Origin of the sequence: Amycolatopsis sp. lyj-346, assembly GCF_046548975.1 — a bacterium.
Classification (GTDB): domain Bacteria; phylum Actinomycetota; class Actinomycetes; order Mycobacteriales; family Pseudonocardiaceae; genus Amycolatopsis.
The window spans coordinates 1,276,877-1,302,367 of the sequence record NZ_JAJPWT010000001.1 but is presented as its reverse complement, the minus strand read 5'-3'; the positions used below and the strand labels follow the sequence as shown (position 1 = coordinate 1,302,367).

General features: G+C 69.5%; 24 protein-coding genes and 2 tRNA genes. 11 read left to right on the top strand and 15 right to left on the bottom strand.

Annotated features, from left to right (window positions below; translation table 11 throughout):
* Nucleotides 1-2 precede the first annotated feature (2 nt).
* From ACLJQE_RS06365 to ACLJQE_RS06345, 5 genes are all read right to left on the bottom strand, one after another.
* Nucleotides 3-323 carry a hypothetical protein gene (locus ACLJQE_RS06365; protein ID WP_410638028.1) on the bottom strand — a complete coding sequence of 107 codons (321 nt, stop codon included), beginning with the start codon at nucleotides 321-323 and terminating at the stop codon, nucleotides 3-5.
* A 90-nt stretch (nucleotides 324-413) separates the two neighbouring features.
* The gene (locus ACLJQE_RS06360; RefSeq protein WP_410638027.1) at nucleotides 414-959 is read right to left on the bottom strand and encodes a TetR/AcrR family transcriptional regulator; all 546 of its coding nucleotides are present in this window, start codon (nucleotides 957-959) and stop codon (nucleotides 414-416) included.
* A 117-nt stretch (nucleotides 960-1,076) separates the two neighbouring features.
* A complete protein-coding gene (locus ACLJQE_RS06355) occupies nucleotides 1,077-1,865 on the bottom strand; it encodes a metal-dependent hydrolase (protein WP_410638026.1) in 789 nt (262 codons plus the stop codon).
* A 54-nt stretch (nucleotides 1,866-1,919) separates the two neighbouring features.
* Entirely contained in the window at nucleotides 1,920-2,273 is a 354-nt protein-coding gene (locus tag ACLJQE_RS06350) for an STAS domain-containing protein (RefSeq protein WP_003078104.1), read from the bottom strand.
* A 218-nt stretch (nucleotides 2,274-2,491) separates the two neighbouring features.
* Nucleotides 2,492-2,800 (bottom strand): WhiB family transcriptional regulator, encoded by a 309-nt coding sequence (locus ACLJQE_RS06345; RefSeq protein ID WP_043788536.1) that lies wholly within the window; start codon nucleotides 2,798-2,800, stop codon nucleotides 2,492-2,494.
* A gap of 163 nt (nucleotides 2,801-2,963) precedes the next feature.
* Between ACLJQE_RS06345 and ACLJQE_RS06340 the strand changes: the two genes are divergently transcribed.
* From ACLJQE_RS06340 to ACLJQE_RS06330, 3 genes are all read left to right on the top strand, one after another.
* Nucleotides 2,964-3,380, top strand: a complete 417-nt coding sequence (locus ACLJQE_RS06340) for an anti-sigma factor (RefSeq protein ID WP_410638025.1) — start codon at nucleotides 2,964-2,966, stop codon at nucleotides 3,378-3,380.
* On the top strand, nucleotides 3,377-4,156 hold the full coding sequence (locus ACLJQE_RS06335; protein WP_410638024.1) for a SigB/SigF/SigG family RNA polymerase sigma factor: 780 nt from the start codon (nucleotides 3,377-3,379) through the stop codon (nucleotides 4,154-4,156). The genes ACLJQE_RS06340 and ACLJQE_RS06335 overlap by 4 nt, the downstream gene beginning before the upstream one ends.
* A 62-nt stretch (nucleotides 4,157-4,218) precedes the next feature.
* On the top strand, nucleotides 4,219-4,638 hold the full coding sequence (locus tag ACLJQE_RS06330) for an ATP-binding protein (RefSeq protein ID WP_410638023.1): 420 nt from the start codon (nucleotides 4,219-4,221) through the stop codon (nucleotides 4,636-4,638).
* A gap of 36 nt (nucleotides 4,639-4,674) precedes the next feature.
* On the opposite strand, the gene ACLJQE_RS06325 is transcribed toward ACLJQE_RS06330, so the two are convergent.
* Nucleotides 4,675-5,157: a MarR family winged helix-turn-helix transcriptional regulator gene (locus ACLJQE_RS06325; RefSeq protein WP_410638334.1), complete on the bottom strand. Its 483-nt coding sequence runs from the start codon at nucleotides 5,155-5,157 to the stop codon at nucleotides 4,675-4,677.
* Nucleotides 5,158-5,205: 48 nt separating this feature from the next.
* Between ACLJQE_RS06325 and ACLJQE_RS06320 the strand changes: the two genes are divergently transcribed.
* Both ACLJQE_RS06320 and ACLJQE_RS06315 read left to right on the top strand, forming a co-directional pair.
* Complete coding sequence (locus tag ACLJQE_RS06320; RefSeq protein WP_410638021.1) at nucleotides 5,206-6,183, top strand: aldo/keto reductase; 978 nt, start codon at nucleotides 5,206-5,208, stop codon at nucleotides 6,181-6,183.
* Nucleotides 6,184-6,201: 18 nt separating this feature from the next.
* Complete coding sequence (locus tag ACLJQE_RS06315; RefSeq protein WP_410638020.1) at nucleotides 6,202-6,840, top strand: nitroreductase family protein; 639 nt, start codon at nucleotides 6,202-6,204, stop codon at nucleotides 6,838-6,840.
* A 7-nt stretch (nucleotides 6,841-6,847) separates the two neighbouring features.
* Here the strand turns inward: ACLJQE_RS06315 and ACLJQE_RS06310 are convergent, their stop codons facing one another.
* Both ACLJQE_RS06310 and ACLJQE_RS06305 read right to left on the bottom strand, forming a co-directional pair.
* On the bottom strand, nucleotides 6,848-7,486 hold the full coding sequence (locus ACLJQE_RS06310) for an alpha/beta fold hydrolase (protein ID WP_410638018.1): 639 nt from the start codon (nucleotides 7,484-7,486) through the stop codon (nucleotides 6,848-6,850).
* A gap of 10 nt (nucleotides 7,487-7,496) precedes the next feature.
* The gene (locus ACLJQE_RS06305) at nucleotides 7,497-8,171 is read right to left on the bottom strand and encodes an HNH endonuclease family protein (protein ID WP_410638017.1); all 675 of its coding nucleotides are present in this window, start codon (nucleotides 8,169-8,171) and stop codon (nucleotides 7,497-7,499) included.
* Between the two features lie 177 nt (nucleotides 8,172-8,348).
* Here ACLJQE_RS06305 and ACLJQE_RS06300 point away from each other — a divergent pair, with 177 nt between their 5' ends.
* Nucleotides 8,349-9,392, top strand: a complete 1,044-nt coding sequence (locus tag ACLJQE_RS06300; RefSeq protein ID WP_410638016.1) for a tetratricopeptide repeat protein — start codon at nucleotides 8,349-8,351, stop codon at nucleotides 9,390-9,392.
* 122 nt (nucleotides 9,393-9,514) lie between these two features.
* Complete coding sequence (locus ACLJQE_RS06295) at nucleotides 9,515-9,982, top strand: hydrogenase maturation protease (protein ID WP_410638015.1); 468 nt, start codon at nucleotides 9,515-9,517, stop codon at nucleotides 9,980-9,982.
* Here the strand turns inward: ACLJQE_RS06295 and ACLJQE_RS06290 are convergent.
* Entirely contained in the window at nucleotides 9,960-10,865 is a 906-nt protein-coding gene (locus ACLJQE_RS06290) for a LysR family transcriptional regulator (protein WP_410638013.1), read from the bottom strand. The two genes, ACLJQE_RS06295 and ACLJQE_RS06290, sit on opposite strands and share 23 nt — an antisense overlap.
* 87 nt (nucleotides 10,866-10,952) lie before the next feature.
* Between ACLJQE_RS06290 and ACLJQE_RS06285 the strand changes: the two genes are divergently transcribed.
* Nucleotides 10,953-12,254: an aspartate aminotransferase family protein gene (locus ACLJQE_RS06285; protein ID WP_410638011.1), complete on the top strand. Its 1,302-nt coding sequence runs from the start codon at nucleotides 10,953-10,955 to the stop codon at nucleotides 12,252-12,254.
* A gap of 55 nt (nucleotides 12,255-12,309) precedes the next feature.
* Here ACLJQE_RS06285 and ACLJQE_RS06280 read toward each other — a convergent pair whose 3' ends face one another.
* The 3 genes from ACLJQE_RS06280 to ACLJQE_RS06270 all read right to left on the bottom strand — a co-directional run bounded on the left by ACLJQE_RS06280 (nucleotide 12,310) and on the right by ACLJQE_RS06270 (nucleotide 17,240).
* Nucleotides 12,310-13,668 (bottom strand): cellulose binding domain-containing protein, encoded by a 1,359-nt coding sequence (locus tag ACLJQE_RS06280; RefSeq protein WP_410638010.1) that lies wholly within the window; start codon nucleotides 13,666-13,668, stop codon nucleotides 12,310-12,312.
* Nucleotides 13,665-15,287, bottom strand: coding sequence for a glycosyl hydrolase family 18 protein (locus ACLJQE_RS06275; protein ID WP_410638008.1), 1,623 nt, complete (start codon nucleotides 15,285-15,287; stop codon nucleotides 13,665-13,667). The genes ACLJQE_RS06280 and ACLJQE_RS06275 overlap by 4 nt, the downstream gene beginning before the upstream one ends.
* A gap of 210 nt (nucleotides 15,288-15,497) precedes the next feature.
* A complete protein-coding gene (locus ACLJQE_RS06270) occupies nucleotides 15,498-17,240 on the bottom strand; it encodes a TnsA endonuclease N-terminal domain-containing protein (protein WP_410638006.1) in 1,743 nt (580 codons plus the stop codon).
* A 148-nt stretch (nucleotides 17,241-17,388) separates the two neighbouring features.
* Here ACLJQE_RS06270 and ACLJQE_RS06265 point away from each other — a divergent pair, with 148 nt between their 5' ends.
* The 3 genes from ACLJQE_RS06265 to ACLJQE_RS06255 are packed head-to-tail and all read left to right on the top strand — an operon-like array spanning nucleotide 17,389 to nucleotide 22,889.
* A complete protein-coding gene (locus ACLJQE_RS06265; RefSeq protein WP_410638005.1) occupies nucleotides 17,389-18,015 on the top strand; it encodes a hypothetical protein in 627 nt (208 codons plus the stop codon).
* A gap of 7 nt (nucleotides 18,016-18,022) precedes the next feature.
* Nucleotides 18,023-21,157 (top strand): AAA family ATPase, encoded by a 3,135-nt coding sequence (locus ACLJQE_RS06260; RefSeq protein ID WP_410638004.1) that lies wholly within the window; start codon nucleotides 18,023-18,025, stop codon nucleotides 21,155-21,157.
* A gap of 10 nt (nucleotides 21,158-21,167) precedes the next feature.
* On the top strand, nucleotides 21,168-22,889 hold the full coding sequence (locus ACLJQE_RS06255; RefSeq protein ID WP_410638003.1) for an AIPR family protein: 1,722 nt from the start codon (nucleotides 21,168-21,170) through the stop codon (nucleotides 22,887-22,889).
* Nucleotides 22,890-23,487: 598 nt separating this feature from the next.
* Here ACLJQE_RS06255 and ACLJQE_RS06250 read toward each other — a convergent pair.
* The 3 genes from ACLJQE_RS06250 to ACLJQE_RS06240 form a co-directional block, all read right to left on the bottom strand.
* Nucleotides 23,488-23,561: transfer RNA gene (locus ACLJQE_RS06250), tRNA-Arg, on the bottom strand.
* Between the two features lie 41 nt (nucleotides 23,562-23,602).
* Nucleotides 23,603-23,692: transfer RNA gene (locus ACLJQE_RS06245), tRNA-Ser, on the bottom strand.
* 65 nt (nucleotides 23,693-23,757) lie between these two features.
* The gene (locus ACLJQE_RS06240; RefSeq protein WP_410638001.1) at nucleotides 23,758-25,473 is read right to left on the bottom strand and encodes a phosphatidylglycerol lysyltransferase domain-containing protein; all 1,716 of its coding nucleotides are present in this window, start codon (nucleotides 25,471-25,473) and stop codon (nucleotides 23,758-23,760) included.
* Between the last annotated feature and the right edge of the window lie 18 nt (nucleotides 25,474-25,491).

The following is a 25,491-nucleotide window of genomic DNA, read 5'->3' as shown; positions in this document are numbered from 1 at the left end:
CGTCAGTCGCGCCAGCCGGAGGTCAGCGGCAACGCCGGCGTCGTCGAGCTCGGCGTGACCGAGGTCGTCGGCTGGACCGTGACCTCGATGAAGCTGGTGGTGGTCGTCGGCGGGGACGTCTCGACGGCCGTGACCGTGGACGGCGGCACGGACGAAGTCACCGTGACCGGCGCCGCGGAAACGGTCCTGGTCGGCGGGGTGGGGAGCTCCGGGGTGCGCGGGCCGTCCCGCCCGGCGACGAGCAGCGCGGCCACCAGCAGGCCGGTGGCGAACCCGGCGAGGCCGGTGACCGCGGCGGAACCCCAGGTAGGTCGGCCACTCATCCGGGCACCCCCTCGCCACGCGCAGCGCAGGTACGAGGACTGACTCGCCTTGATCTTACGTCGTGTTACCGGATGCGCACCCGGAGATTTTCACGCCTTCACCGCTTTCAGGCCGTCGACGACCACGCGGACCAGGTGCGCGCTCCCCGGCGCGTACCGCTCGACGGCGAGGCAGCCGACGATGAGCGCCCGCAGGTCGTCGCCGTCGATGTCGGCGCGGACGGCGCCCGCGGCCTGCGCACGGGCGAGCAGCTCGCCCAGCGCGGCGCGGAATTCCGCGCCGGCACCGGCCTTGAAGGCGTGCCCGCTCGACTCGGCGAGGGCGTCGCAGATCGCCCGGTTGAGCGACGCCTGCTTGATGACGCGGACGAAGTAGTCGACGAAGACGTCACCGGGGTCCTCGGCGGCGGCGAGCGCACGGGCTTCCTCGGCGAACTGCTGGATCCGTTCCAGGACGACGGCCTGGAACAGCGCTTCCTTGCTGGGGAAGTGCCGGTAGACGGTCCCGGCCCCGACCCCGGCGAGCCGCGCGATGTCGTCGAGCGGCACGGCGAGACCGTCCAGCGCGAACGCCTCTTCAGCGGCGGCGAGCACCTTGGCCCGGTTGCGCCGCGCGTCGGCGCGCATCTTCTCCATCACGTCTCCTCGGGGAACAACCGGAGTGCGGGCCGGTTAAGCGGGCCCACCGTTCCGATTCAACGCCCAGTCTCCCAGGAGAATTCCGGTTCCGCGCACCGTGCCGGGCCGAACGGCTCAAGGCGTGGTCGCCTGCTGGCTCGACGGCGGGATGAACAGCCGCTCGAACGTGCTCACCGCGTGGTCCCACACCCCCGGCACCAGCAGCACGCCGAGCACCGCGAACACCGGGAAGATCAGCCGCGTCTCGACCTTCTTGCCGGTCCGGAAGCGCATCACCCGCGGCGGGCGGATCTCGTACCACGTCTCGCCGGCGATCGGGAGGGGGAAGAGGAACGGGCAGCCGGACTCGGTCAGGGCGTCGCCCAGGCAGTGGGTGACGCAGCCCGCCGCGACCGCGATGCCGAGCCAGCCCGAAATGGCCGCCAGTTCACCCGCGCGATCGGGTGGTGCGGTGAAGAACCACCACGCCACCGCCGCGCCGCTCACCGGCAGCAGCCAGTCGCCCAGTGCGCCTTCGGCCAGCATCAAGCCGAAGACGACCACGCCCACGACGGCCCACGGGCCGCCCTCGGTGGTGCCCCACGACGTCAGCAGGCCGAGGCCGGCCGCGAACAGGACCGTGTGGGACAGGTGGCGGTGCTTGCCCGACACCTTCTCGTCCCGGGGCCCCTTCGTCAGCGCGTAGAACCCGGCCGACACGCGGCGGAGCACCCAGGACAACGCACCCGTCAGCCAGCCGAGGAGGCGGGACGCGCTCGCTCCGGGGTGGTCGAGATCGGGCAGCAGGGCGAAACCCGCCGTGGTCGCCGCGAAGACGACCGCCTGGTGCACCGAGCCCGCCCCCACCGCGGGCGCCAGGGCCAAGCCCGCGCACCAGCCGGTCAGGGCATGCGTCCGCCCCATCATCGTGCCGCCCCCAGGATCCGCGGAAGTACTCCGCGGAACCGTAGCGGGCGGTCAGGCTTGGGGATCCTCCGACACGCTCAGGTGTTCGGCCACGCCGGTGAGCTCGATCACCCGGCTCACCGCGGGACTGGGGACGACCGCGAGTTCGACGTCCTGCTCGCCGGCCTGGCGTTGTGCGCGGAGCACCACGTTCAGCGCGGAGGAATCGAAGAAGGTCACCCCGGTCAGATCGGCTACGACCCGCTGTGCGCGCTTGTCCGCGATCAGCCCCGCCAGGGCCTCTTGCAGCTGCGGACTGGTCAGCAGGTCGAGCTCGCCGGTGACCACCACCCGGGGTTCCGTCGCGTCGGTGTCCAGCGTGATGCCGAACCCGGGCGGGGTGGCGTTCTGGTCGGCTGCGGGCATGCAGTTTCTCCTCGTCAGGCGCTGCTCCTGCGCCGGGTACGCGCCTGTTGTCTCAAGCGGCAACCGTGTCACCGTGCCTTTCCAAAGCTCGCGCCTGGCACGGTCAAGGCAACTCCGGGGCCAACCCTAACCCAGGAAGCGGCCGCGCCCGCCACGGCCGCCGCCCTTTCGCGTGTACTGCTCACCGGCGATCAAATCCTGCCTGCTCAGGGCTCTGCTCAGTGCGCACTCATCGCCTTCCGCGCCGCCCTGCGCTGGCGCAGGAAGAGCTGCCGCCGCTCGATCTCGCCGAGGCCGCCCCAGATGCCGTACGGCTCCTGCACGGTCATCGCGTGCTGGCGGCACTGGGCCAGCACCGGGCAGGCCTGGCAGATGGCCTTCGCCCGCGCCTCCCGCCGCTCCCGCGCCGAACCCCGCTCGTTGTCCGTGTGGAAGAACAGGCTGCTGTCCGCACCCCGGCACGAGCCGTGCAGCTGCCATTCCCACTCTTCCGCAACCACGTTGGGCAGCCGGCTCACGTCAGCCATGTCGTCCCTGCCTTTCCCAGGATCAGCACGTCGACCGCTACATGCCCGCCGGTGGAGCGGATCAAACGCGGGTTTGGTTTGCTCACACCACGGGCATCTCGCTCCCGGGCGTGAGAGGACACCGCCGACCACCTGGAGCGCGAGTGCGGAGAAAGGAACAAACGTGGAGGACAACGCCCCGCTCGTCCCGGAAGGCGCGCAGGTCATCGAGGTGCGGACAGCCGCGATCCCGCACGTCGTGCCCACGCTGCGGACCATCGTGGCCGACATCGCGATGCGCCAGGACTTCGACCTCGACGCCGTCGAGGACCTCCGGATGGCGGTCGACGAAGCGTGCTCGCTGCTGCTTCCCGCCAGCTCGGACGGCCGGCTGACGTGCGTCTTCTCCTGGAGCGGGCCGCGCATCGAGGTCTCGGTGTCGGTGCTGGCCAACAGCGCCGAGCACGAGGACGACGCCGGCCTGTCGTGGCAGCTGCTGACCGCCCTCGCGACGACGGCCGAGCGCACGATCACCCCGGAGAACGGCCGCTACCTGTCCCGGGTGGACCTCGTCCGGGAAAGCCAGGCGACGGAGTCGTGAGCGATCCCGCCGGGAGCAGCGGGAACGACCTCGGCGTCGGCGCGCTGTTCACCCAACTCGCCACCCTGCCGGCGGACTCGCCGGAGCGCGAACGCCTCCGCGACACCCTCGTGCGCGCGCACCTGGAGCTGGCGCGGAACCTGGCCCGGAAGTTCCGCAACCGCGACGAGGCGATGGAGGACCTGGTCCAGATCGCCACGGTCGGGCTCATCCACGCCGTCGACCGGTTCGACCCCGGACAGGGGACGGACTTCCTGGCGTTCGCCGTGCCGACCATCTCCGGGGAGCTGCGGCACCACTTCCGGGACAACAGCTGGTCGGTGCGGGTGCCGCGGCGGCTCAAGGAGCTGAACGCGAACATCTCCGCCGCGCGCGAGGAGCTCACCGTGCAGCTCTCGCGCGCCCCGAAGCCGAGTGAGATCGCCGCGCGGCTCGGGGTGCCCATCGAGGACGTCTACGAAGGACTCCGCGCCGGCCAGGGCCGCTACGGCGCCTCGCTGGACCACCTGCTGGAGAACGCGGCGCACACGCGCTTCGGGGCGCCGGACGCCGAGCTGGGCCAGGCCGAGCTGCGCGAGGCGCTGCGCCCGATGCTGGAGAGCCTGCCGGAGCGGGAGCGCAAGATCGTCGCGCTGCGCTTCGGCTCCGGGATGAGCCAGTCGGACATCGCCCGCCGCGTCGGGGTGTCCCAGATGCAGGTGTCGCGGCTGCTGGCCGCGACGCTCAAGAAACTGCGGTCCGGTCTGGACGAATCCGAGCTGGCCGACGGCACCTGATTAGCCGCCCACCCGCCTGGGTACTTGGCGGGCGGTACCGAACTCACTGGGAGGGGGACCGGATGACGACGTCGAGTACGCCGCAGCGCGCAGCCGCGGCGACCGCCTCGCTGAGGGTGCTCCTCCCGGCCGACGTCACCGCGCCGGCGCTGGCCCGGCACGAGGTCCGGGCGGCGCTGCTCCGGTTCGGTGTGGCGGAGCGCCGGCTCGAAGACGTCCTGCTGGCGACGTCGGAGCTGGTCACCAACGCTTTCGAGCACGGTGAACGGCCCCCGCGGCTGGAACTGGAGTACGACGACGGGCTCCTGACGCTGCGGGTGCACGACACCGGCCGGATGCTGCCCGAGCTGCGGGCGCCGTCCCCGGCCGAGGCGCGCAGCCGCGGGCTCGTCCTGGTCCAGGCGCTGTCGCTGGACTGGGGCTTCGAACGCTGCCCCGGCGGCAAGTACGTCTGGGCGGTCTTCCGGCTGCCGGACACCTGACCGGCACGCGCTACTGACACGCGTTGTCGACACGCTTCATCGACGCAGTTCCCGTGCGGCGCCGGTCTCGCCGATCCGCTCACGGAACGGCTTGCGCTCCAGTGCCTCGGCGATCGCGTCCAGCAGGGCGCGCAGCGAGTACGGCAGCTCGGCTTCCAGCGCCTCCGTCGCTTCGGTCGTCGCCGCCCACTCCGCCTCGATCAGCGGCAGCAGCTCGCGCGTTCTCGCGGTGAGCGACACGATCCGCTGCCGGGCGTCGGCCCCCGGCTCGAGGCTCACGAAACCGGCCCGGTTCATCTGCGCGACCGTCTGGCTGGCCGCCGAGTGCGTCACGCGCATCTCTTCGGCGAGGTCGCGGATGGCCAGCGGGCCACGCGCCAGCAGCGCCCGCACCACCGGCGAGTACCGCGGCCGGTAGTCGTCGAGGCCGATGTCGGCGAGGAACCGCGCGACGTCGCCGTCGAGGATCTCGAGGACGTGCCGCATCCGGGTTCCCAGCCCCTCCGGACCGGAAGTCATGGCCATGACGGCCGATCATAGGCGCCGGTCGTGTGCTTGGATCGCGACATGGAGAACCGCAAGATCGCCCGCCTGGGCCGCGAGGTGTCCGTCGTCGGGCTCGGCTGCTGGCAGCTCGGGGCGGACTGGGGCGAGGTCGACGAGAACGACGCGCTGGCCGTGCTGCACGCGGCGGCCGACAACGGTGTCACCTTCTTCGACACCGCCGACGTCTACGGCGACGGCCGCAGCGAACGGCTGGTCGGCCGGTTCCTCGCCGAGCGCGGGGACGTCTTCGTGGCGACCAAGATGGGCCGCCGGGTCGAGCAGGTGCCGGAGAACTACGTCGCCGCGAACTTCCGCGAGTGGAACGACCGCTCGCGCCGCAACCTCGGCGTCGACACGCTCGACCTGGTCCAGCTGCACTGCCCGCCGACACCGGTGTACTCCTCCGACGCGGTGTACGACGCGCTCGACGCCATGGTCGGCGAAGGCCGCATCAAGGCGTACGGCGTGAGCGTCGAGACGTGCGAAGAGGCGCTGACGGCACTGGCGCGGCCGAACGTCGCCTCGGTGCAGATCATCCTCAACTGCCTGCGGCTCAAGCCGCTGGAGCGCGTGCTGCCCGTGGCGGCGGAGGCGGGCGCCGGGATCATCGCGCGGGTGCCGCTGGCGTCCGGCCTGCTGTCCGGGCGCTACACGGCGAACACGACGTTCGCCGAGAACGACCACCGCAACTACAACCGGCACGGCGACGCCTTCGACGTCGGCGAGACGTTCTCCGGCGTGCCGTACGAGGTCGGGCTGGCGGCCGTCGAACGGCTGCGCGGGCTCGTGCCGCCGGGGCAGACGCTCGCGCAGTTCGCGTTGCGCTGGATCATCGACCAGCCCGGCGTCAGCACGGTGATCCCGGGCGCCCGCAACGCGGGACAGGCGGAAGCGAACACCGCGGCCGCCGCCCTGCCGCCGTTGTCCGCCGAAGCGGCCGCCGGCGTCCGCGAGACCTACGACGAACTGATCCGGCCGCTGGTGCACGACCGCTGGTGAGCCCGGCATGATGGGCCGATGATGACGCCCGAAGAGCTGTTGACCACGACCAGGACCGTCCGCAAGCGCCTCGACTTCGCGCGCCCGGTGCCACTCGACCTGGTCAAGCACTGCGTGCAGGTCGCGCTCCAGGCGCCGAGCGGCTCGAACACGCAGCGGTGGCAGTGGCTGGTCGTCACCGACGCGGGCCAGCGCGCCGCGCTCGGCGAGATCTACCGCCGCGCGTGCCACGAGTACCTGGCGTCCCCGAACGCCGCCGGCAAGCTGTTCGCGGACGACCCGGCGCGGGCCCGGGTCCAGCAGCGGGTCGGCGACAGCGTCGCGTACCTGGCCGACCGGATGGGTGACGTCCCGGTGCTGGTCGTCCCCTGCCTGGAGACGGCGTCCTCGGAACTGCCTTCGGGGAACCAGGCGGGGCTGTGGGCGTCGCTGCTGCCGGCGGTGTGGAACTACATGCTGGCGGCCCGCTCGGTGACACTGGGCACGGCGTGGACGACGCTGCACCTGAAGTACGAGCAGGAAGCGGCGGAGGTGCTGGGGCTGCCGAAGAACGTGCACCAGGCGGCGTTGATCCCGACGGCGTTCTACACGGGCGACACGTTCAAGCCCGCCGCGCGGCAGCCCCTGGACGAGGTCCTGCACCTCGACCGCTGGTGAACGCGGGCTACAGGTAGCTCACCAACCGGTCGGCCAGCGGGCTCGGGTGGCTGAGTGGCACGCAGTGCGGGCCGTCGAGCTCGTCCGGCTCGATGCCGAGGCGCTCGCGGGCCACCCGCCGCTGGAAGTCCGGGACGAAGAACCGGTCGTCGCGGGCCAGCAGCACCCGGGTCGGGACGTCCGGGTGCGCCGGCAACGGCCACGGCTCGTCCCCCTCCTTGCTGACCTGCTCGCGCCCGTGCGCCTGGCACGCCTCGGCGAGCGCCGCCGGAACGCCGTTGAAGAACTGCTCGGTCTCGGTCAGGCCCTTCGGCGACGCGAAGCCGGTGTTGCCCCACCACTCCCTCGGCGGCTCCCCCGGCGCCGGGATCATCCCGGTCAGGTACACCAGCAGCCGCGCCCGGACCTTCGCCGCGACCAGCGGCGCGGTGAACCCGCCGTACGAATGGCCGACGACGGCGACGTCCGTGCGTCCGCCGAGCGCGTCCAGCACCGTCTCGGTGAACTCCGCCAGCCCGGCCGAGGAGTCGGTGATCGGCAGGTCGGGGGCGACCGCGTCGTGCCCGCGGGCCGCCAGCTCCGGCACCAGCAGGTGGAAGTCCCAGCCGCTGCCGCCGCCTCCGTGGATCAACGCGAAAGTTGTCACGCCGGTCAGCTCAGCAGCGGCGCAACATGTCGGTCAAGGCGGTTTTCTCGGCCTGCGTGACGGTCAGCCCGTAGAAGTGCTTCACGACGATCCAGTCGGTGGCGTAGGTGCACCAGAACGCCACCACCGGCGGCTTCCACTGGTCGGGCGCCTTGTCGCTCTTCTGCTGGTTGACGTTGTCGGTGACGGCGAACAGCTGCGGCCGGGTCAGGTCGTTGGCGAACTGCTCGCGCTTCTCGGTCGTCCACGCCTTCGCGCCACTCGCCCAGGCCTGCCCGAGCGGGACCATGTGGTCGATGTCGACGTCGGTGGCCTTCGTCCAGGTCTCGTCGTCGTAGACGCTGGTCCACGTCCCGGACGTCGGCTTGCAGTCCTTGTCGGTCTTGACGTCCTTGCCGTCGCGCTTGAGGACGACCTCGCGGGTGTCGCAGCCGGACCCCTGGCTGTCCCAGTGCGGGAACTTCTCGCGGGAATAGCCGTCCATGGACGTCCGCGCAGCGATCGTCAGCTCGTCGAGCTGCTTCTGCACGTCGGCCGCGCCGACCGGCACCGGCGCACTGGAGGCCGGCGGGGTCGCGCCCGCGCCTCGGTTCGTCGCCCAGTACCCGAAGAGCGCCACCGCGAGAACCGCGACTACCAGCAGGATCCGCTGCGTCACGCTCAGCCGAAAGCCCCGGGCCGCCACGATTTCTCCTCTCACCTGCGCCGTCGCGCGGCGTAGTGTCACCTCTGCCGGTGCGGGACAACCGCGCCGACACGACGACCTGGCGCGAATGTGACGTCGCCCACCCACGGCGTAGCTGTCACAGGGAGCCGATCTTCTGCGACTACCGGAGCAGGACCGATCCGGAGGGAGCAGCCGATGCCCGGCCGGCTCAAGAAGTTCGACGAGTTCTTCCAGCGCAAAGCCGCCGAGGGCGGCAACGTCGTCGCCATGGCCCGGATGGGCCTGGTGATGCGCGAGCGGGGAGAGCTGTCCGAGGCCGAGTCCTGGTACCGCAAGGCCGCCATGGGCGGCGACCGCGTCTCGATGACGGCGCTGGCCCACCTCCTCGCCGAACGCGGCGAGCGGGACGAGGCCGAGCGCTGGTACCACGAGGCGGCGCTGGCCGGCGAGCCGCACGGGATGCAGCACCTCGCCAAGTCCTACGAGCGGCGCGGCAAGCACGAAGACGCCCGCCACTGGTACGGCGAGGCGGCCGGCACCGGCGACCTGGCCTCGATGGCGGCGCTGGGCCGCCTGCTGCGGGAAGCGGGGAAGGGCGAAGAGGCCGAATCGTGGCTGCGGCAGGCCGCCGAGGCGGGCTTCACCGGCGCGATGATCGATCTGGGCACCGTGCTGCGCGACCGCGGCCAGGCGGCGGAAGCGGCTCGCTGGTGGCGGTCCGCCGTGCAGGCCGGCGACCTCGCGGCCACCTGCCGGCTCGGCAGGCAGGCCGAACGGCTCGGCCGGCCGGGCGACGCCGAATCGTGGTACCGCCGGGGCGCGAGCGGCGGTCACGTCGAGGCGATCATCCGCCTCGGGCTGCTGCTGCACCGCCGCGGCGACGTCGAAGAGGCGGAAACCTGGTACCTGGAGGCGGCCGAGCGCGGCGACCCGGCGGCGATGACCAACCTGGGCGTGCTGGCCCGCAACCGCGGCGACGTGGGCGAAGCCGCCGCCTGGTACCGCAAGGCCGCCGAGCACGGCAGTGTCCCCGCGCTCACCAACCTCGGTCACCTCGCCGAGCACCGCGAGGACCTCGCGCAGGCCGAGCAGTGGTTCCGCCGGGCCGCCGAGGTCGAGGACGTCCAGGGCATGCTCAGCCTGGCGCGCATGCTGCGGGCGCGGGGGGCCGCGCACGAGGCCGAGTTGTGGCTGGCGAGAGCCGAGACCGTGCAGGACGAGCGGGAGCACCAGCACTGACCGTCTTGCGGGGGTCCGGGTGGCGAAGCCCCCGGCTCGGGGCGAAGCCCCGAATGTCGCAGCCTATTGTGTGATCCAGTTCACAGAATTAGCCTTGGGGCGCACCCCCTGGAGGTCGCGCAATGAGGCCACGAGTCCTGGTAGCGGGCATCGGCAACATCTTCCTGAGCGATGACGGCTTCGGCGTCGAAGTGCTCCGGGAACTGGACCGGGCGGGCCTGCCCCCTTGGGTGCAGATCGCCGACTACGACATCGCCGCCGCCCACCTGGCGTACGACCTGACCGGCGGCTACGACACGACGATCCTCCTGGAAGCCACCCCGCACGGCTCGCCGCCGGGCACGCTCTCCCTGACTTCGGCCACCGACACGCACGACCTGCACGGCGACGCGGTCGTCCGCCTCCTCCTGCTCCTGGGCGGCGACGCGGGCCGTGTCCTGGTCCTGAGCTGCGAACCGGCGTGCGTCGCCGGCGGGATCGGGCTGTCCGCGGCGGTCCGGGCGGCGGTTCCGGCCGCGGTGCGCGTGGTCACCGAACTGGCGTGGGGCGCGAGCCCGGAGCTGCCGGTCAAGGAGAAGACCGAAGTCTGAGCCACTCCGGCAGGTCCGGCGGCTGCCTCAGCGCGTCGAGGACGACGTTCACGCCCGCGCGCGGCGGCGTTCCGCGGCGGACCACCGCCGCGATCGTGCGGGTCACCGGGGTGGCCAGTTCCCTGGTCGCGACGCGGTAGCGGCTGTCCACCGCCAGGCCCGGCAGCAGTGCGATCGACAGGCCGGCCTCGACGTGCTGGAGCGTCATCAGGTAGTTGCTGAAGCGGCAGACCACCCGTGGCTCGAAGCCCGATTCGCGGCACAGGCGCAGCGTCAGGTTCGCCATGTACGACTGCGGCATGTCCAGGGCCCACGGCGCGTCCGCGTAGGCCGACAGGACCGCCGGGCCGCGAGGTGCCTCCGGCGGCGTCACCAGCACGATCGGGTCCGTCGCCAGCGGGACGATGTCGAGGTCGGGGCCCAGCGGGAGCTCGACGAAGTCGGTCGTGGTGATGATGACGTCGGCGTCACCGCCGCGCAGGGCCGGGATGCTCTCGTGGGGCTCCAGCTCCAGCAGCTGGACCTCGAGGTGCGGGTGCGCCAGCCGGGAAACCGCCGGGACCGCGAGGGTGTGGATCGCGCTTTGGAACGCCCCCAGCCGGACCAGGCCCGCCGGTTCCTCGCCGAGGCTGCGCAGCTCCGCCTCGACCGTCTCCATGTGGTCGAGGAGCACCCGCGCCCGGCGGGCCAGCATCAGCCCGGCCGGGGTGAGGCGAACCCGGCGGCCGGTGCGTTCCAGCAGCTGGGTGCGGGTTTCCGCTTCGAGCACGGCGAGCTGCTGGGACACGCTGGACGCGCTCAGGTTGGCGTCCTGCGCCACCGCGCGGACCGTGCCCAGGGTGTCGAGCCTGCTCAGCAGCCGCAGGCGCCACGGGTTCAGCATGCCGCCATTGTTGTTCGGCAAAACCGAACACGGAAGCCGGAATTGTGAGATGGACGTGTCGCTCGCCGCGGACTTACCGTCGACGCCATGGCTGAATCCTTCTGGGCCGACGTCGACCGGCACCTCGTGCGTTACGGCGGCGCCTTCACCCGCGAGATCATCGACCACGCCGAAGGCAGTTTCGTCTTCACCGAAGACGGCCGCCGGATCCTCGACTTCACGTCCGGCCAGATGAGCGCGATCCTCGGGCACGCGCACCCGGAGATCGTCGAGACCGTCCGGCGGCAGGCCGGGAAGCTCGACCACCTGTTCAGCGGCATGCTCAGCCGCCCGGTCGTCGACCTGGCCCGGCGGCTGGCCGAGACGCTGCCGGCGCCGCTGGAGAAGGCGCTGCTGCTGACCACCGGCGCCGAGTCGAACGAGGCGGCCGTCCGGATGGCCAAGCTCGTCACCGGCAAGCACGAGATCGTCTCGTTCGCGCGGTCGTGGCACGGCATGACGCAGGCGGCGGCGAGCGCGACGTACAGCGCGGGCCGCCGCGGCTACGGCCCGGCCGCGCCCGGCAACTTCGCCATCCCCGCGCCCAACGCGTACCGGCCCGACTTCACCGACGCGTCCGGCGAGCTCGATTGGCGCCGTCAGCTGGACTTCGGCTTCGAGATGATCGACGCGCAGTCCGTCGGCAGCCTGGCCGCGTGCCTGGTCGAGCCGATCTTGAGTTCGGGCGGCATCATCGAGCCACCGCCCGGCTACTTCGCCGCGCTGGCCGAAAAGTGCCGCGAGCGCGGGATGCTGCTCATCCTCGACGAGGCCCAGACGGGGTTGTGCCGCACCGGGAACTGGTACGCGTTCGAGCGCGACGGCGTCGTCCCCGACATCCTCACGCTGTCCAAGACGCTCGGCGCGGGCCTGCCGCTGGCCGCGGTGCTGACCAGCGCGGCGATCGAGCAGGAGGCCCACGACCGGGGGTTCCTGTTCTTCACGACGCACGTGTCGGACCCGCTCCCGGCCGCGGTCGGCAACACGGTGCTGGACGTGCTGACCCGCGACCGCCTCGACGAGCGGGCTCTTCACCTCGGTGCGCTGCTCCGGAAAGGCCTGGAGGAGATCGCCGCCCGCCACGAGGTGGTCGGCGACATCCGCGGCCGTGGGCTGCTGGCCGGGGTGGAGCTGGTGGTGGACCGGGAGACCAAGCGGAGTTCGGACGAGCTCGGCGCGCGCGTCACGCAGCGGTGCCTCGAACTCGGGCTGCACATGAACATCGTGCAGCTGCCCGGGATGGGCGGGGTGTTCCGGATCGCGCCGCCGCTGACGGCGTCCGAAGAGGAGATCTCGCTCGGTGTGTCCATTTTGGACCAAGCGATCGGTGACGCCGTCAAGATGTTGTGAACGGCCTCCTTGCCGGCCCGGGGAGCAGGCAAGGAGGCCGCTGTTCACAACAGCGTCAGAAGCCCGCTGTCACCTTCGTGAAGTCCCAGTCGTTCTGGGCGATGCCGCTGCACGCCGCCTGGACGCCGCCGCCGGGGCAGCCCCGGTCGCGGTTGACCGACCAGAACGCCAGGCGGGCGATCTTGTTCGTCTTGGACCAGTTCGTGATCTGGGTCCAGGTCGAGAGATCGGTCAGCTCCTGCTGGTCGGACAGGCCGTTCATGCCCGAGATGCCGAGGTGGGCGTACGCCGTGGCGTCGGACCACCCGAACGTCGACTTCAGCTTGTCGCGCAAGCCGTTCGCCGCGTTCACCGTGCTCTGGTACATGTTCGCGCCGCCGCCGAAGTCGAACGGCATGATCGTGAACACGTCCACGTTGGCGCCAAGGGCCTTCGACTGGTCGATGAGCCGGTTCCCGTAGTAGTTCGGGCCGGTCGTCGACGTGCCGAACGTCAGGATCGTCTGGATACCCGGGTTGTTCTGCTTGACGATCTTCAGCGCGTTCAGGATGCGGTCCTGCACGGCCTCGTTCTCGAACTCGTCGGAGTTCTCGATGTCGATGTCGATCGCCTTGAGCCCGTAGGCGTTGATCACCTGCTGGTAGGCACCGGCCAGCGCCTGCGGGGTCGAGCAGTTCGGGCCGAGCTTGTTACCGCTCCAGCCGCCGAACGACGGGACGATCTGGCCGCCCGCCGCCTTGATCTGCGCGATCGCGTTCGCGTCCGCGCTGCCCGCGAGCGGACGGCTGCCGTCCCACGCCGGGTTGCAGCCACCGGAGGCGTTGATGAACGCCATGGTGAACCACTTGATCCCGGTCGCGTTCATCACCGTCTGCGGGTTCGGCGGGCTGCCCCAGCCCAGGTACAGGTACGGCGCGCCACGGCCACCCGGCGGGGGCGGCGTGGTCGTCGTCGGCGGGGTCGTCGTCACAGGCGGCGTAGTGGGCGGTGTTGTTGTCGGGGATGTCCCCCCGGCCGCACACGACCCACCGTTGAGCTTGCAGTTCGACGGCGCGGCGTACGAACCGGAGTACGTCACGTTGAACCCGAAGCTCGCGCTACCGCCGTTGGCGACGTTGCCGTTCCACGTGTTCTTCACCGTGACGTGCTGCCCCGACGCCGTGTAGCTGCCGTCCCACAGCGACGAGATCTTCGCGCCGCTGGGCAGGTCGAACTCCACGGTCCAGCTCGGCAACGTCGAGCCCGAGCCGTTGGCGATCGTGTACTTGCCCTCGTACCCGGTGCCCCAGTCGGAGCCCTTGGTGAAGGTCGCCGAGACCCCGCCGGCCGCGCTGGCCGGGGCGATCACGAACATCGCGCCGATCGTGGCGGCCGCGGCCGCCAGCCCGAGTGCGGGCAACCACCGGCGCCTCACGACAGGCCGTTCTTCATCGCGGTGATGAGCTCGCCGCCGGTGGTGTCGCCGGTCAGCTCCCAGAAGAAGGCGCCGCCGAGACCCTGTTGCTTGGCGTAGGACATCTTCCCGCCGATGGTCGCCGGGGTGTCGTAGCTCCACCAGTTGCTGCCGCACTTGGCGTACGCGGTGCCGGCGAACGTGCCGGTCGACGGGCAGGTGTTCTTGAGGACCTTGTAGTCCTCGATGCCCGCCTCGTACGTGCCCGGCGCGGCGCCGGTCGCGGTGCCACCCGGCGTGCTCTGCGTGACGCCGGTCCAGCCGCGGCCGTAGAACCCGATGCCCAGCAACAGCTTGCTCGCCGGGACGCCCTTGCTCTTGAGCTTCTGGATGGCCGCGTCGGAGTAGAAGCCCGGCGTCGGAATGCCGTTGAAGCTGGTCAGCGGCGAGTGCGGAGCGGTCGGGCCCTGCGCCGCCCAGGCGCCGAAGTAGTCGTAGGTCATCACGTTGTACCAGTCGACGTACTGCGCGGCGCCGCCGTAGTCGGCGACGTCGAGCTTGCCGCCGTTGCTGCCGTCCGCCGTGATCGCCGAGGTGACCAGGAACGACGAGCCGAACTTCGCCCGCAGCGCGGCCATCAGGTTCTTGTAGGCCGCGGCACCGCTGGTGTCACAGGAAAGGCCGCACGCGTTGGGGTACTCCCAGTCGATGTCGATGCCGTCCCAGATGTCTGCCCAGCGCGGGTCCTTGAGCAGGTTGTAGCAGGACTGCGCGAACGCGGCCGCGTTCTGCGAAGCCTGGCCGAAGCCGCCCGAGTAGGTCCAGCCGCCGAACGACCAGATCACCTTGAGGCCCGGGTGCAGCTTCTTGAGCTTGCGCAGCTGGTTGAAGTTGCCGGCCACCGGCTGGTCCCAGGTGTCGGCGACGCCGTCGACGCTGCCCGCGGCGTCGTAGGTCTTCTGGTAGTCGGCGTACGGGTCGTCGTTCGCCGTGCACTGGCCGTTCTTGACGTTGCCGAACGCGTAGTTGATGTGCGTCAGCTTGCTCGCCGAGCCCGACGTCTCGATGTTCTTGACGTGGTAGTTGCGCCCGTAGACGCCCCACTGCACGAAGTAGCCCACGTTCTTCAGCCCGCCCTGCTGCGGCGGCGTGGTGGTCGTCGGCGGGGTGGTGGTCGTGGTCGGGGTGGTGGTCGGCTGCGTCGGCGTCGTCGGGGTGGTCGTCGGGTTGCCGCCGCCGGCGTCGCAGGAACCGCCGTTCAGCTTGCAGTTCGCCGGGGCCGAGTAGGTGCCGGAGTAGCTGACGTTGAAGCCGAAGCTCGCGCTACCGCCGTTGCCGACGTTGCCGTTCCAGGTGTTCTTGACGGTGACGTGCTGGCCGGACGCGGTGTAGCTGCCGTCCCACAGCGACGCGATCTTCGCACCGGACGGCAGGTCGAACTCGACGGTCCAGCTCGGCAGCGTCGCGCCGGAGCCGTTGCTGATCGTGTACTTGCCCTCGTACCCGGTGCCCCAGTCGGAGCCCTTGCCGAAGGTTGCGCCAACGCCACCGGCGGCGCTCGCCGGCACGGTGACGAGGCCGACCGCGATCGCGCCGACCGCGGTGAAGAGACCGAGGAGGTGCCATCTCTTTCTGGACATCGCTCTCCTTTGAGCCAGGTGCAGGACGGCGGCCACCAGCACCGCCGGTGGGGACCAGGGCGGTGTTTGCGCCGTTTGCGCAAACGTTACGTGGTCCAGACCAATTAGGGAAGCGGCACCACGGAGCGTGGCCAGTGGTCAAGACCAATGCCGGAAGACGGCACTCAACTGGTCCAGACCGATTACGCAGCGCAGCCGAAAGCCCCCGCTTCAGGGAGCCGTCCCCCAACCAGCTCCGCCCGCCAAGGGCGTGTCCGACAAGCGAAACGGCGAGCGGTGCAAGAACCAGCCGTTCCGCAGGGCAAGAGCCGCCACGTCCGTGAGGTTGAGTTCAAGCCGGTCGAGCAACGGTTCGAGCCGGGACCGATCGATCGGACCCCCGGCGAGATGGTCCCGCAGAGCCTGTTCGGCGCGGGTATCGACCTCTCTGCTCGCCAGATCCGCCGGACAAGCCATCCGTTCGGTGATGGCGGTGAATCCCCACCCCAGCTGTTGGCAGTAGTCACGGGCGGCAGTGAACTTGGCGACGTTCTCGGCCAGAGCGAAGTCGTCGATCCCGCCCTTGACCTCGACCAGCAACCGCCGCCCGTCGCGGAGATCCACGAGGAGGTCAGGGTAGTAGTCGTGGCGCACCCCGTACAACACGTAAGACAGCCTGGTGGGCTGCTCGCAGTAGGTCAGGACCAAGTCGTCGGCCGCGTCGAGCAGCTGGATGACATGAAGCTCCGCCTTCGATTCGCAGATGACCTCACGGCCGAGCCGCGGCGCCCACCAAACGCAAGGTTTGCTCCGCCGAGGCCGCTGCACGGGCGAGCGCACCGGTGTCGGCGCGCCACCTGCCGGATCGAAGGTGCTCGGAGGCCACTCAGCGGTGCCGATTAACTGCAAGACCTTCGCCGTCCGCCGGCTGCGTTGCTCGCTCGCCCGCGCCTTCAGCTGCTCGTCCTGAGCCATCAGCAGGGTTCGCTGCTCCCGCTCGCGATGACAAGTCTCGACGGCGGCCAGCAGGTCACGGCAGCTCGCTGCCTTGCCTCCGCACAGGCGGCCTACCAGCGTCACAGCCACCTCGCGCGGGGCCCGCGGCATCGCGAGCTCGACGAAAGCCAGGACCAACGCGGGATCGAGAGCGCCCCGATCCGGGGCCAAGGTCGCACACAGCCGGTCGCGAGCCTCGTGCCAGCCACGACGTACACCCGCACCGGTCGAAATCAGGGCCCGGTCGACTTCCCGTTTCTGGATCTGGCGGATCCGCTCCCGGCTCAGCCCGAACTGCTGCGCGATCCCCTCCATGGTCGTCGTGTTCCCCGTCAGGCCGAGCCGCATGAGCAGGATCTCGCGGTTGCGCTGCCAAAGCCTGGCCAGTCCCGCTCGCACCAGCCGGGCGCCGGAGCGTCCGGCCTCTTCGTCGCCGGTTCTGATCTGCTCGGCGGTGATCCAGAGTTCGGCTATGCCCGCGCAATCGCATTCGAGCACCCAGTCGGCGGGATCAAGTCCGCCTCGCCGTCGAAGCACCGCACGGCCAGCCTGCGCCAGGTGGTCGTCGTCGAAGCCCGCGAGGACGTCGAGTTCGCCGCCGGACGGCGCTTCCGCCGCCTTCCCCGTTTCGGCCGTGATCAGGGCGTGGAGCTCGAGCACGGCTCGTCGACGCGCGGAGAGGATCCCAGGCGTCCGGAACAGCTCTTCAACGTCCTTCGTCGTCCGCGTCGGACGGCGAATCTCCGAGCGCACGAACTGCGGCGAACGCACTACCGACCTCGCCCAGTCGAGCATTGCTGCATCACTGGTGAACACGCTCTCCGGTACCAGTACGCGCTCGATGCGAGCGCAGATCGCCCCCGGTGACCGCTGGTGCTGCGCGGCGATGTCCTCCAGCCGATCGCCGCTCCGAAGCTCCGTCAGGAGCTGGTCATCCTCCGCCGGTTGCCACTTCTGCCCTTGTCTCGCCGGTCGCACTCCGCACTGCCTCCCCAATCCGTCGAATACCGAGTGTAAGCGATCTTGCGATTCGACGATCGAAGATCGGGGAAGGCGAGACTGCGGTCGCTGCTCCGGTCGAGGGAAAGGCGTGGTCCCCACAGTCGACGTCACTAAGGTGAATCGCATGGCACCGCTCAGCCTTCCCGCGCGATCCGCTCTGCTGGTCCTGATGACACTCGGCGAGGCCGTTCCGAACTCACGGATTCGCGAAGAGTTCCGTCTCGGAATCAAGAAATCCGAACGGGAAGAGCTGGTGTCCCGCGGATACATCAAAGTCACCCCCGGGCCGCGGCGCAGCAACCTGCACGAGCTCACCGAAGCCGGCTGGGCCGCATGCCGCGAGGAACTGCGTTCTGCCGCCCCAACGGGAGCAGATCGGGGTTATCGCGTGCTCTACCCCGTCGTCAACCTGCTCGAGCGGTACCTCACGACGATCAAGGTCACGCTGGCCGACGTGGTTCTGGCGAACGACGAAGCGACCACGCCGGAACCTGAAGCCGATATCGAAATCCGCTCTGCTTACCAGAGCCTGGCCGACGCACCGGGCAGCTGGGTGCGACTTGGCCTGCTTCGCAAAAGGCTCGAGCTGCCTCGGGAAATCGTCGATGAGGCCCTTCTGCGCCTCGACCTACGCCCGGAGGTTCACTTGATCGCAGAAGTCAACCAGAAGAGCTTGTCCGATGCGGAGCGGAAGGCTGCGATTCGCATCGGCAATCAGGAGAAACATCTGCTAGCCATCGAACAGAGCTGAGGGCGGCATGGACGAAGATGTCCGCCGCGCTCTGCAGCACCTGCGTTTCGACTGGGCAGCGAGTTCGGAAGATGTCTGGCAACCATCCGGCACGCACGTACCCGAGCTGAACGAACACGCACTGCGGGCGATCATGGCCGCGTTCGACGACGCTGCAACAAGTTCCGGAAGCAGCCCGCTGAGCGTTGCGGTGGTTGGCGAGCACGGCTCCGGGAAAACACATGTGCTCGGCTCCGCCTACCAGGAAGTTTGCCGTCGCGGCTACTTCTTTCCCGTAGGTGTGCACATCAGTGACTTCTGGACCGGCATCGCGAAAACCTACCTCGAAGGGCTCCGCCAGCCGGGCCCCGACGGGCGCAGCCAGCTCGCCAGGTGGCTGGATCTTCTGGTCAAGAGGCTGGAACTCTCGCCGGAACAGGAGCAACGACTCACGAACCGCGGCACGCTGACCAAACCGGTTCTCGACGAAATCATCGATCGGCTGGAACTCGTCGCACCTCGCTGGGGCCCGGAAAGCAGACACGCCGCCCGCGCTCTGATTCTTTCGGGAGCAGGCGATTCCCGAGCTCGCGACGTTGCTGACAGCTATCTGACCGGCGACGACGAATCCGTTCCCGGTGAACGCATCCAATGGGGCATCCTGCCAACGGTGAGGCCGGCAAGACAGCGGGTCCGAGCCATCTCCCGGCTGCTCGCACTGACCGGGCCCACCCTGCTCACCATCGATCAGATCGACGAGCTGACCGGCCGGTTGGCCCAGCAAACAGGCACCGTCGAACCGGAAACGAGGAGCGCGCTCGACCAGTTCATGATCGGCTTGATGGATCTTCGGGACACCACCGCACGCACCGCGACGGTAGTGGCGTGTCAACCTCACTCGTGGGAACTGATCCGCCGCTTCGCCATCGGTTCGGCACTCGACCGGTTCGAGCAACCGGAGGTCCGATTGGGGCGAATCCCCACACCGGAGATCGGCCGCGCCCTCGTCGCCGCTTGGTTCGCTCCACGCTACGAGAAAGCGGGCTTCCGACCGCCCTATCCCACGTGGCCAGTGCTTCCGGAAGCCTTCACCGAGGTGAGCCGGTTCAACGCCCGGCAGCTGCTCCAAGCGGTCCGCCAGCACGTGCAGAGTTGCCTGGACTCCGGAGAACTGCATGAGATGGCTGCTCTGTGGGAGCGGGCCGAACCCGCCCCCGCAGTGCCTGCGCCGTCGGCTCTGTCAGTGCTGGACGAGAAGTTCGCCACCCTGGTCGCCACCGTCGATATCCGCGATGCGCTGAATCCGGAGACTGAAAACAGCCGGATGGGTGAAATCCTCGAAGGGGCATTGAACTGCTACGCGATCGAGCGGTCCGGCCCCTTCGAAGTCGCTCCCCGGCCGGGCGGGAATCCGTGGTTCCACGCCCAGCTACGGCTGTCTGCAGAGGATGGCGAGGCCGAACGGAGCTGGAGCTTCCGAGCCATCGCCACTTCGAGTGCAGCGTCGTCACAGCGAATGGTGAAACGGGTCCAAGACAGTGCCGGTCTCGACCCGACCTTCCCGCACCGGCAGGCATACATACTGCGGACCGGCGACTGGCCCACCGGCACGCTGAAGGCAGGCAAGCGGCTCGCCGACTTCCGCAAGGCGGGCGGCGTCCTGATCGACGGCGTCTCGCCTCAGGATCTCAAGGTTTTCGCGGCGTTGACGCAGCTGCGCAACGCCATGGACCCCCAATTCGACATGTGGCTGCGAGCCCGGACGCCGGCGGGCAGCACCGCGCTGTTCCGGGCCGTGTTCGGAGCTCCCGGTCCCTCGGTCGGCGGAGCCGGGCCGGTACCCGAGCCACCGTCGGATCCGGTCCAACCCCTCCTCAGCTGGCCGCCCGCCGATCCGGATTCGGCTTCGCCTGCCGGCCTCGAGCCGGACGGTGTGCCGACGCTTCCGCTCGGCACGACGGAGGACGGGACCGACGTGCGCAGTTCCCTGCTTTCGCTGCGCAAGCACACCGCGGTGTTCGCCGGTTCCGGCTCCGGCAAGACTGTTCTGCTGCGCCGGTTGATTGAAGAGTGTGCGCTGCAGGGCGTGTCGTCGATCGTGCTGGATCCCAACAACGACCTCGCCCGGCTGGGTGACCGCTGGCCGGTACCGCCACCCGGCTGGCGGCCCGGCGACGCGACTCGAGCTGACCGCTATCTGCGTGACACCGAGGTAGTGGTGTGGACACCACGGGTCGAGGGCGGCCGCCCGCTGAGCTTCCAGCCGCTCCCGGATCTCGCCGCGCTGGTCGACGACCCCGACGAGTTCGGGCAAGCCCTCGAAACCGCTGTCGCTGCACTGGCACCACGTGCCCGGGTGGCCGGTGCCACGGCCAAGGCGGACCGCGCGCAGGCGCTTCTGCGTGAGGTCCTCACGGAGTTTGCCCACCGTGGTGGCGGTGGCCTCGATGCGTTCCTGGACTTGCTGGGAGACCTGCCCGAAGGTATTACGTCGTTCTTGCGAGCAGGCACTGTGGCCACGGAACTGGCCGAGACGCTGCGCGCTGCGGTGATCAACGACCCGCTCTTCGGCGGCCGCGGCACCGCATTCGACCCGGCCACACTGCTCACGCCGACGCCCGGCAAACGAGCGCGGATTTCGGTCATCAGCCTCGTGGGGTTACCGGGCGAGCATCAACGGCAGGGATTCGTCAACCAGTTGCAAATGGCGTTGTTCGCCTGGATCAAAAACAATCCCGCCGGTGATCGTCCCCTGAGCGGCCTGCTCGTTATGGACGAAGCACAGACACTCGCACCGTCGGGTGCGATGACGCCCTGTACGGCGAGCACGTTGGCGCTGGTCTCCCAAGCGCGCAAGTACGGGCTTGGTCTGGTCTTTGCAACGCAAGCCCCCAAGGGCATCCACAATCGCATCGTTGGCAACACTGCGACGCAGTACTTCGGGTTCATCAACAGCCCGGTACAAGTCGCCGCGGCGAAGGAGATGGCCGCGCAGCGTGGCAGTTCGGTGATGGACATTTCGCGGCTCAGCGCCGGCGAGTTCTACCTGGTGACCGAAGGCGAACCGTTCCGGCGGGTCAACTCCCCCATGTGCCTGAGTCACCACCCTCCCAGTGCCCTGACCCCCGAAGAAGTCGTGACGAAAGCCCGGCTCGGTCGGTGAAGGAGACCCAGTGGACGTGGTGATCGGCGGACTGACCCGCGAGTTCCAGAAGACCCACGACCTGACCGCACTACCGGAGAGTGAGGCTTTCGAGGCCTTCGCCGCCTACTGCGTGCTGAGCTCGTTTTACGAGAACGAGTTCGCCCCGGACACCTTCCGCATCGGCGGCGGGAACGATCTCGGCATCGACGCGTTCGCCGTTCTGGTCGACGGGGATCTGCTGCACGACGCGGATGACGTGGCACGGGTGATGGACAGCCGCATCCGTCCCGCAGTGGACATCGTCTTCATCCAGGCCAAGACAAGCAGCCGGTTCGAAGGCCGGGTGATCTCGGATCTCGCGGACAACCTCCTCCACATCGTCCGCCCGGGCGAACTTCCTTACCCGGCGTCGGACGATATCCAGAACATCCGCCGGTGCCTCCACGACGCGATATACGGCAACATCGGCAAGCTTGCCGGACGGCTGCCACGGCTCCACGTCTTCTACGTGAGCACGGGCAGTGACGTCGCCGCCATGATCAGGCAGAAAGCCGCCAGCGCGGAACGGAAGCTGAACGCGACCGGGTTGTTCGACGACGTCGCTTTCGAATGCAAGACCCAGCACCACTTGCGCGGACTCTACCGGCGAGCGACCAGCTCGGTGACCGCGACGTTTCCGATGCCCCGGCGGATCGTCGTACCGAGCACTTCCGCAGTGGAGCAGGCCGTGACCGGTCTGATCGCCGCCCCCGACTTGGTCGAACGCGTACTGACCGACGACGCGGGCCGTCTGCGCCGCACCCTCTTCCACGAGAACTTTCGCGATTTCCAGGGTTACAACGAGGTGAACTCGAAGATCCGCGACACTCTGCGCGATCCGCGCGAGCGCAGCTTGTTCTCGTTGTACAACTTGGGTATCACCATCGTGACCCGCGGCCTGAAGCCGATCGGCGACGACGTGGTCCTAACAGACTTCCAGATCGTGAACGGCTGCCAGACCTGCCATGTGCTTTTCGACCAGCGTGAGCAGCTCACTGACGCGGTGCACGTGAAACTGCTGGTCGTGCACACGCAGAACGAGGACGTCGTCAGCGGGATCGCTGCGGCGACCAATCGGCAGACAGTGATCAGCGAGGAGGACCTCAGCGTCCGCGACGAATTCCACCGCCTGCTGGAGGAGTACTTCGAGCACAGCCGGGATAGGCAGCAACGTCTCTACTACGAACGGCGCTCGAAACAGTACAGCGAACGGAAGGACATCGAAAAGGTGAGAGTGTTCGGCCGACCCCAGCTGACGCGTGCATACCTTGCGATGTTCCTCGACGAACCGGCCGGAGTCGGTCACTTCAAGTCGTTGTTGCAGGAACGTGGCCGGGAACTGTTCCAGCCCGGGCAACAGCCCGTGTACTACTACCTGGCAGCTGCGACGCTGTACCGGGTCGAATGGTTGCTGCGCAACAAGCGCATCGACAAGAAGTACGCGCCGGCGCGGTACCACCTGCTGGCCGCCGTCAGGTTGCAATCGATGGGTACCGAAGCGGTGGACCACGGTCCGCGCACCGCCGAACAGAAGTGTGCGCAGTTGCTGCGCGACATCTGGGACCCCAACGCGTCGGAACGGCTCTTCACCCGGTTGCTGCGCCCGCTGCAGCGGGCGATGGACGCGGAGCCGCCGTCCGTTCCGGTCGGGGAAATGGTCCGGACACAACGCTTTGCCGATCGCTTCCGCCAAGAAGTGCTCCGAGGTTGACGCGTTCAGTCCCTCGGTCGCACCGCATTCTGGTTCCGGACCACGGTCAGTTCTTGCCCATCCCTTCGGTACCGAACCTTGGCCCACCACAAACCATCCTCGCGGGGAGCCGCTTCCCAGGAGAGGTGCCCCGGGTACCACGCCTCACCGTCGCGAACGAGGCACGGCTTGGGTGCCGAGACCGGAGCCACGTCCGGTGTCCGGCGAGCGAGCCACGCCGGGGTGCAGCAGTACTCGCACGGCTCCAGCGCCCCGGGCCGCACACTCGCCCAGGCGATGGGCACCGGGGTGTGGGTCTCGTTGCCTCGAGAGGCGGCATAGCGCTGGCCACGCAGCAGCCAGTCGCACGTGGGGTCGTTGTGGTAGGCCGCGCCACCGCCGGTGCGGTAGCCGTGGGGCCGCACGCCCGGAGGTGGAGGCAGGCAGTCGGCGCACTGACCCTGTGGCAGATCGTGTTTGCAACGGGACTCCACGAGATCATCGTAGAGGAATTGCCCCTGACTGTGGCGTGGATCGCAGCGAGCTCCGGCCGCTTGAAACAGCAAGGAACCCCCGGCGTAACACCAGGGGTTCCTTGTATTGCTGTCTCAACCAGACGTGCGCCCGAAGGGATTCGAACCCCTGACCTTCTGATCCGTAGTCAGATGCTCTATCCAGCTGAGCTACGGGCGCGTGTTCAGTTGTAACCTAGCACCCGGCGAACCGAGTACCAGCGGAGGCTCCGGGATTTGAACCCGGGAGGGGGGGTTACCCCCAACCGCATTAGCAGTGCGGCGCCATAGACCAGACTAGGCGAAGCCTCCTGGGCCCAACGACCACTGCTCAGATAGGTTACACACCCCCCGAACCCCCTCCGAAGGCACCCCCCTCACGCCCGGCGCAGCAGCCTGAGCAGGCGCGGAGAGCGGCCGCCCAGGCCTTCGGCCTCGAACGTCGCGATGCCCACGCGCGGGAGTTCGCGGACGCCCGGGTACACCAGGTACCTGGGCACCCAGCGCGGCTGGAACTTCGCGTTGAAGCGGTAGAGCGTCTCGATCTGGATCCAGCGCGAGAAGAAGTGCAGCACCTTCGCCGCCGTCTTCGCGACCGGGCCGGCGCCGATGCGCTGCCCCTGCTCCATCAGCGCGCGGAACGCCGCGAAGTTCAGGGAGACCTGTGAGACGCCGTGGCGGCCCGCCGCCAGGAGGAGCTCCGAGATCATCAGCTCGTTGACGCCGTTGTCGGCCGTGCGGTCGCGGCGCATGACGTCCAGGGAAAGCCCGGTCGAGCCCCACGGCACGAACTGGAGCACGCCGCGGACGCGCCCGCCCTGTTCGGCGGTCACCAGCACCGATCCCGGGTCGCCCAGGCGGCCCAGCGCCATCGAGAAGCCGCGCTCGGTGTCCGTGCCGCGCCAGTTCGCGGCCAGGGTCGCCAGCTCGGCCAGCTCGCCGGGACGCAGGTCCTCGGCCCGGCGCACCAGCACCCGGTAGCCCGCGCGCTTCGTGCGGGCCGCCGCCTGGCGGACGCCGCGCATGCTGCGGCCGTCCAACGTGAACCCGGCGGCGTCGACGACGGCCTCGTCGCCGATCTCCAGCACCTCCAAGCCGAACCGGGCCCAGACCGTCGCGCCGAGCTCCGAGACGCCCATCGCCGCCGGGACCCAGCCGCCGCGGCGGCAGACCTCCAGGTACTCCTCGATCGCGCCCGGCCAGGCCTCGTGGTCGCCCAGCGGGTCCGCCGAGCAGAGCGCGACCCCGGCGATCACGCGGTAGGTGACGGCGGCCTTGCCCGTCTTCGAGAACACGGCGAACTTGTCCCGCCGCAGGGCGAAGTACCCGAGCGAGTCGCGCGCGCCGTGCTCGTCCAGCAGCCGGCGCAGCCGCGCGACCTCCTCGTCGGTCAGCCGTGGCGCCGGTTCGGCCGAGCGCAGCAGGAAGTACGCCGACACCAGGACGGCGGCGAGGCCGAACAGCAGGCCGACGGCGGCGGTGAGGTCCGCCAGCCACACCTGGTGGAACACCGCGGGCCCGCCGGCGGCGACCAGCGCGAGCGCCGACTCCGCGAGCCGGTCGCCGAAGCCCATCGGCTCCAGGGCCGCACGCGGCGCCACGGACAGCAGGATGACGTTGATCACGAAGCCGGCCAGCGCCAGCTGGACGAACACGCGCACCGCCCGCCAGCGCCCGACCACCGGGTCCGGCTTCGCCACGAAGTAGCGCCGGTTGGCGATCAGGCCCACCAGCAGCAGCACCGACACCAGACCCGCGCCGAAGACGTGCTTCAGCCCGAGGTGCGACACCGTGAGCAGCACCGTCGCCCCGACCGACAGCTGCCAGGCCCGGCGCTTGCGGCGCCGGAGACCCGCGGCCAGCAGCACGAGCAGCACACCCATGACCAGCGCCACGGTCGCCGCGGCGACCGTGGCACCCTGCGGCAGCTCCAGCCATTCGGCCAGGTGCCCGCGCAGGCTGTGCCGCCCGGCCGGGACCAGGATCGAGCCGAGGGTCAGCAGCCCGGCCAGCCGGGTCACCCAGGTGATCACCGCCACCGTGGTGGCCCCCGCCACCTTCCAGGTGATCTGCGCGCGTGTCCCCGTCACCACCGGTTCAACCCGCCGTGG